Genomic DNA, 7,631 nt, shown 5'->3' on the forward strand with positions numbered 1-7,631 from the left:
CAATTATGAAAAAGTTCACATTACTTATTTTTATATGTTTATGTATAAATCTGTTTTCACAAAAAAATATAATTCAAGATTTAAAAATTGTTGATTATGAATTAATATCGAATAATAAAATTGAAATTAAATCTTACGCTACATTAGATAAGAAAGGAAACTTAACCGTCTATTCAGATAGCTGGGATGGGGAAAATTATTTCCAATACACATTAACTTCAGAAGAAATTAACCAATTAAACTCATTATCAGGCAAAAATATTGAATCCTTTGTCAAACAAAAACAACTCAATAGGAATGAATACTTCGCAGGAAATCCAAGATTTATTTCTTATAAATCCAACGGAAAAGTTTATCGTCTTTGCTTTATTGAGCCATTTATGAATAATGAATTTATGGACATCCTGAAAATTCTAAATTCAAAAATATACAAACATGATGAAACTGCTAAAATTCAAATGCAGACAAACGATTTCGAAAAAGTTGAAATTGAAATTATTGAAAGAAGCAAAGTAGATAATTACTTACCAACAAAAGCAGTTATTATTCAAAATTAAAAAAACTCCCCTTTTTAAATATGCTCCAAATTCCGGAGACTTCAGAGAATGTCTGCTGTGTAATCACTGAAGTAAAGAGCGCTGAACCAGCTATGCCAATGGGTGGTGGAATGCCAGGAATGATGTAATAGCGTGTCGCTAAGACAATTTAATATACTAACCGCTCTATTTTATAGGGCGGTTTTTTTCTTTTATAAAAAATCCAATGGGCTTTTGCTTGAAACTTTATTCACAATTGTAGTATATAGACGTAATGCGTAAATTTGGACGTTAAGAAAAAACAGAACCATGAAAAGAATTATACTTTTATTATTGACACTATTTAGTTTTACATTAAGTTATTCTCAAAATCTTTATCCTGAAAAATACAAAGATTGTAGTTTAGTTTCCTTTTGTCTTGATTGTGGAGAAACTAAAGCTAAGCCTCAAAACTCAATAATAGATGAATTGTTGAATAAATTTGATAAAAAGAGTTTGAGCAAAATAACAGGAAATATTGAAGTCCAAATTTTAATTAACGAAAATGGAAAACCTTGCCTGCTAAGTTCATTCAATCAAACTAATATCTCTTCAAAAAAATTAGGGTTACAGAATGCAATAAACTCAACATCAAATTGGGAACCAGCGATTTCACAAAATAAAAAAACAAATAGCTCTGTTTCATTAATTTTTGAATTTGAAAACGGTAACCTTTCTGCAAAACGTAAAGTTTTTGATTTTAAAAATCAATCCAATGCAAAATCTGTTGGAGCTCCTGATATAAAAGGTACAGACAAAGAAAAACTCTCAAAAGACTGGACTGTATTCACTCAACAAAACTCAGAGTTACCCTGGGATATGACAAGAGCTGTCGCTAATGATTTAGACAATAATATCTGGATTGGAACAGATAACGGAATTGTAAAAATAAATAATGGCAAATGGGAACATTTTAACTCAAAAAATACATTAATCTCCTCTCCTCCTTATAATAAAAATGAAACTGTATCAGTACGGGATTTAGAAGTTGACAAAAATAACAATAAGTGGTTTGTTGCTGATTGGGATGTTTATAGATATGACAATAAAAACTGGACAAAATACGACTCAATCAATTCTCCTATCAACTGGGCAAGAAAAATATTTGTTGACCACTCCAATAATGTATGGTTTACGTCTTGGAATGGTGTAGCAAAGTTTGACGGAAAGAATTGGTCTGTAATTAACAAACACAATTCACATCTCCCAACTGATAAAACTCTTGGTGTTTATGTAGATAAAAAAGATAGAATTTGGATTGGGACATTTGAAGGAAACGTAATTATTGAAAATGGCGTAACAAAATCGTTAAACGAGAAAAATTCACCTTTATCAAAAGCATACATTTCAAAAATCTATGAAGATAAAAAAGGAAATTTATGGTTTGACTTATACAACGGCAAATCAGATGACGCTGGAATTTATGTATTAGATTTACAACAAAAATGGACAAGGATAAACCATCCAAATCGTAAAATGTTCAGTGAAAATACAATCAATGATTTTTATTTAGATGAAGAAAACCAACTGTTATGGATAACATTAAACGGAGTAGGTGTTTTAAGTTATGACACAAACTCAAAAAAATGGGAAACTTACACTAATGAAAATTCAAACGTTCCAAGTATTCATTGCGAGAGAATAACGAAAGACAAAGATGGTTTGATTTGGATTGCGACTTATGCTGGAGTCATTAAGCTTAATAAATAAAAATATCATCTGTTAACAAAGAAATCACTGACCTAAATAAAGTAACAAGGGTTGCTCTTGAAAATGCAGCTTCTGTATCTGGAATGCTTCTTACTACTGAGTGTGTAATCACCGAAATTAAGAGCGCGGAACCAGCTATGCCAATGGGTGGTGGAATGCCAGGAATGATGTAGTCTTAACTACCATATATAAATTAAAACCACTCTATAAAAATAGAGTGGTTTTTTGTATTATATTTGATAACTAACCATAATCTATGAAAATCAACTTTTTTTCTAACTTATATATTTTGCTATTATTAATAGCTTTGCCAGAAATGGTATTTTCACAATCGGCAGACGTTACCATTCAGGATGTAAAGTTTGAAAGTCAGAGTATCACTCTTGCAGGCTCCATTGTAGAGCCTAAAAAACCGGTTGCAGCAGTTGTAATTGTTCACGGGTCCGATCCGGTAAAAAGAGAACTGGAGTTTGCAAAACGTCTTGCTAAAGAAGGCATTGCTGTATTCACCTATGACAAACGTGGAGTTGGAGAATCCGGAGGTGTGTATGTAGGACCATCTGTTGGCACGAATAATATAGACCCTGCTAATCTTAATTTATTGGCTCAGGATGCCAATGCAGCCGTAAAAACATTTCAAACCTATTTGAAAGATAAAAAAACACCCATTGGATTAGTCGGCTTCAGTCAGGCAGGATGGATCATCCCTATTGCTGCAAGCAAAAATCCGCAAATTGACTTTATGGTGTTATTTAGCGGCCCTACCATTACCACTCTCGAGCAACTTCGATTTCAGTTTTATACTAATGGGAACAATAGTTTTTGGGAAAATCATACAGAAGCAGATGCCATTGAGCATACTAAAAATGATCCGGACAAATATCAATTTGCAGCGACTGACCCAAAAACTTATCTGAATACCCTCTCAATTCCCGGGCTTTGGCTTTTTGGTGAAAAAGACATACAGATTCCGGTAAAGTTGTGTATAGAACAATTGAACACCTTTAAAGCGCAAGGCAAGCCTTTCGAATATACTTCTTTTCCTAAGCTGGGACACAATACTTCCTCCAGCAATGATACAGCCCCTGTAGATACTGCTGTACAATGGATACAACAGAAAGCATTGAATAGTAAAAAATCTAAAGCTTCAAAATAAGGCATATATAAACATGCTTGAAGCAGATCCCTTCGTTACCGTGCGATTGTATCGCGTGGTTTTGAGCTTTTAGATTATATCATTGGAAGTTTAATTTATAATATTTAAACCACACGAAAGGATTCGTGCGGGAGCAGGGGAAATAGTACATTTATATTTTACATTTAATGATTAATAAATAGATAGCTAAAACCAAAACAACATTAGCGCAATGCGTAAATTTGGATGTTGTACGATATTTTGACCGAAAAAAAAGAAAAATGAAAAACATATTAATTTTTGCTCTAATTTTTAATGTTTTATCTTGTAAAGCACAAGAATTTGAAAAATTATCTGTTTCAAAAACAGATAATTCCGAACTGTACATTAATGATGATGATTCTACAGAATTATTTTATTATAAATATGTACCAAAAAGTAGTATTAAAGGTGTTTTAGTGATTATCCCTTCTGGTGGAGAACTCGTTGAAAATACATTAAAACAAATAACTCTGCCAAAAATAGCAGTTGAAAAAGGAATTATGGTCATTATTCCATCAATCAATTGGGGAACAGATAATCGAGAAGCAGAATTCAAATTACTGGATAAAATTTTCAGTGAAATTGTCGCAAAGCATAAAGTACCGAAAGATAAATTTATAATCGGGGGCCTTTCAAGCGGCGCAATGATTTCTTTAACTTACGCTGAAAAGGCAACTAAAAATCCGGAAAAGTTTTTTCTAATACCAAAAGGAGTTTTTGCCTTAGACGCACCTTTAGACCAAGCAAGATTTTATAAATATTGCGAAAGAGAAATCGAAAGAAATATTTACAAGCCTGCAGTAGATGAAGCAAAATGGATAAAGAATAATTGGGACAGTATTTATGGAGGATCTCCAGATAAATTTCCAGAAAAATATCTGGAAAATTCTATCTATTCTTATGGAGCAAAAGATGGCGGAAACGCAAAGTATTTAAAAAAAATGCCTCTTTTAATGTTTACTGATTTGGATACAGATTGGTTAATTGATCAAAGACATCGTGACTTACATGATTGGAATGGAATTGATATCATCTCAATGATAAACCAATTAAAAATAATGGGAAATGAAAACGCTAGAGTAATAGTTAGTCAAGGAAAAGGAGTTCGATTAGACGGAACGAAAAATCCACATTCCTGGTCAATTATGGATTCTGAAGTTTGCCTGAATTGGCTACTAGAAACATTGGAAAAATAAAAACATCGCACAACAGGCCTTTGGCAAGATTGCAAATTTTGTAGTAAATCCACGTTTACAGTTCGCAAAAAATTTCATCTTTGATAGAAAACAATCGGTTGTGTATAGAGCAATTGAACACCCTTAAAGCACAAGGCAAACCCTTCGAATATACTTCCTTTTTTAAACTGGGGCACAATACTTCCTCCAGCAATGATACAGCCCCTTTTGATACCACTGTACAAATGGATAAAACAGAAAGCATTGAATATTAAAAAAAACTAAATATTCAAAATAGAGTATCTGTTTACATGTTTGAAACAGACCTCTAAAGTGAAGAGCATTGAACCAGCTATGCTAATAGGTGGTGGAATGCTAGCAATGATGTAACGGTCAACGACCCGGGCAAATATAAATTTAAGCCGTTCAGATTTTCTGAGCGGTTTTTTGTCTGGAATATGGTTTCCCGTAATGAAATCTTAATATTTCATTTTAATTTAGCAAAACAGTATATTTAATAATAAAGCTAATCAAAAAAACAAGATAGATAAAAAAGTTCCATCTTGCTAAAATCCAAAAAAAAAACTAATCTTATGCTTATAGCCACTAACAGAAATCCGATCTATAATAATGCTATTAATCCAGTTTATAACCACTCTATAAATCCAATATATAACCATACTATCAATCCTATATATAATCATTCTATTAATCCTATTTATAACCATTCAATTAATCCAATATATAATCACTCTATCAATCCAATTTATAATCATTCGGTCAATCCTATCTACAATCATTCAATTAATCCAGTTTACAACCATTCGATTAATCCAGTTTATAATCATTTGATTAATCCTATATATAATCAATCAATTCCAGGTCTATATATTTTCAATAGAAAAAATCAGCTAATTGAATTTACTGTGCTAGCTTCTGAAAATTATATCTTAATCTATGATATACAATCAAAAACTCAAATCAAATATGGAATCAAAAATTTAAAAGAAGGTTATGTAATATTTGATCTTAATAGAAAAGTTGTTGAACAATACGTAAAAGATAGTAATGGAGGTTTCATAGTATTTGAAGGTAATACTAATTGGATCGGAAATGCTAATTGAATCTCATGTTGTACAAATCCTTCCAATTTTGAAATAGTAAAATAAAAATAGTTCTTCAAATATGCTCCGAAATCTGTAAAACAAAAATGGAACTGTGAATAGTAGAAATCGAAAATAAAAACTACACATTTCCTCGCTACCGCACTATTGTATCGTATGGCTTTGGTTATACGAAAGGATTCGTGCAGTAGCGGAAGGGATTATGTTTCCCATAAAGGAGTAAAATTTTAGTATGATAATTTTGGTAAAACAAATTAAAATTCATAAAATTATGACATTTAACAAAATATCTTTTACTTGAAGATATAAAAACTAATTTACCATGAAAATAGAAACATTTGAAGCAGAAGGTGTTCATGATTATCTATCCTATAATTTTGCTTTTGAACAAAAACTCACTTTTTTAATTGGAATTAATGGATCTGGAAAAACATCAGTCTTAAAATTAATTTTGGGACTAGTATCTCCCTCATTTGATTTTTTAAATTCAATAGAACATAAATATGTTAAGGTTACATGTTCTAATAATAATGAAAAGATCGTTATTGAGTCAAAAAAAACAGATGATAATAAATTAAAATTGAGTTTAAAAATTGGTGAACAATCTCAAATAAGTAATACAATAAATAAATTAAAAAAATTAGATGGTATTACTTCAGAAGAATTTAGAAAACTTAGTGCTAGTCATATAGAAGAATTTGAAAATTTAACATTTACAAAAAAAATTTTAGAATTTAATACTCCATTTTTCTTAGGATTAGACCGAAGAATCTATGAAGGTAATCAGATAGATAAAATTACACGAATCTTTTACTCTAGAAAATATAATAATTATCCAACAAATGATCATCTTAACAGAAGTCTTATTGAAATTCAAGAGGTAATTTACGACTATTACAGATTGATAGCATCTGAACAGCCAAGAATAAATTCTGAATTTAAGAATAAAGTACTTCTGCAAACATTTGAATTTATTGAATCACAAGAATTTAATATTCTTAGAGACAAAAAAGAGTTATCTGAAAAAAGAGAAAAAGCTACTGAGGCATTTAAAAATCTAAAAATTGAAGGTATTACAGAAAGTCTTAATAAATTTTTTGATAGTTTAAGTGTAACATTAGCTGAATTCAATGAAGTACAGAAAAGAAAAAATAAAGATATAGGAGTTAACGATATTGATGTTATTCAAAAATGGTTTAATAATCAACCACAATTAAAAAAGATTGATAGTCTAATAAGTTTCAATAAAAAATATCAAGACGAAATCCAGCAACTTTACGAGCCTATAGAAAAAACTAAAACAATTATTAATCAATTTCTTAAAGAAAGTAGAAAGGAATTAATTATAGATCCTAAAGGTGAACTAAAAATAAAACTAAAAAACAATGATGAAGTAAATATTTACGAATTATCTTCAGGAGAAAAACAAATCTTAATATTATTAGGAAATTTAATATATTTTGTAGAAAAGTCAAAGAATGATCCTGGAATATTTATTGTAGATGAACCTGAACTTTCTTTACACTTATCATGGCAAGAAATTTTTGTAAAATCTTTGATAGATGCTAGTCCAAATACCCAATTTATAATAGCAACGCATTCACCTGCCATTATTAATGATTTTTCTAGTGCATTATGTAATGATTTAGCCACTTTAAATTTATAGTTATGTTAAAATTTGGAATTGATTCTCTCAAATCTATATCTAAATTTTTCTCATACCGAAATGATATAGATATTTATACTGAAGATAAGGAAGCTGATAAAGAATTTTATAAGGCATTATTTAAAAATTTACTCGGTGATAATATCATTATAAATGATGTGACACCCCTAGGATGTAAAACCAATGTATTAAATGCATATAGAG

Annotated in this window: 8 protein-coding genes; all 8 read left to right on the plus strand. The window is 30.1% G+C overall.

Going from position 1 to position 7,631, the window contains the following annotated elements; all coding sequences use genetic code 11:
- The first annotated feature begins 5 nt into the window (after positions 1–5).
- The gene (locus JML65_RS17325; RefSeq protein WP_202271556.1) at positions 6–557 is read left to right on the plus strand and encodes a hypothetical protein; all 552 of its coding nucleotides are present in this window, start codon (positions 6–8) and stop codon (positions 555–557) included.
- A 288-nt stretch (positions 558–845) separates the two neighbouring features.
- Positions 846–2,285 (plus strand): hypothetical protein, encoded by a 1,440-nt coding sequence (locus JML65_RS17330; RefSeq protein ID WP_047493241.1) that lies wholly within the window; start codon positions 846–848, stop codon positions 2,283–2,285.
- A gap of 256 nt (positions 2,286–2,541) precedes the next feature.
- Complete coding sequence (locus JML65_RS17335) at positions 2,542–3,441, plus strand: alpha/beta hydrolase family protein (RefSeq protein ID WP_202271557.1); 900 nt, start codon at positions 2,542–2,544, stop codon at positions 3,439–3,441.
- A gap of 260 nt (positions 3,442–3,701) precedes the next feature.
- A complete protein-coding gene (locus tag JML65_RS17340; protein WP_202271558.1) occupies positions 3,702–4,658 on the plus strand; it encodes a hypothetical protein in 957 nt (318 codons plus the stop codon).
- A gap of 80 nt (positions 4,659–4,738) precedes the next feature.
- On the plus strand, positions 4,739–4,912 hold the full coding sequence (locus JML65_RS17345; RefSeq protein WP_202271559.1) for a hypothetical protein: 174 nt from the start codon (positions 4,739–4,741) through the stop codon (positions 4,910–4,912).
- 318 nt (positions 4,913–5,230) lie between these two features.
- On the plus strand, positions 5,231–5,761 hold the full coding sequence (locus JML65_RS17350) for a hypothetical protein (protein WP_202271560.1): 531 nt from the start codon (positions 5,231–5,233) through the stop codon (positions 5,759–5,761).
- Positions 5,762–6,083: 322 nt separating this feature from the next.
- A complete protein-coding gene (locus tag JML65_RS17355) occupies positions 6,084–7,427 on the plus strand; it encodes an AAA family ATPase (protein ID WP_202271561.1) in 1,344 nt (447 codons plus the stop codon).
- Between the two features lie 2 nt (positions 7,428–7,429).
- Positions 7,430–7,631: hypothetical protein (locus JML65_RS23905; protein WP_237390922.1), on the plus strand; the 202-nt coding region annotated here is incomplete at its 3' end.

Source organism: Chryseobacterium sp. KMC2, from assembly GCF_016756935.1.
GTDB classification, from domain to species: Bacteria; Bacteroidota; Bacteroidia; order Flavobacteriales; family Weeksellaceae; genus Chryseobacterium; species Chryseobacterium rhizosphaerae.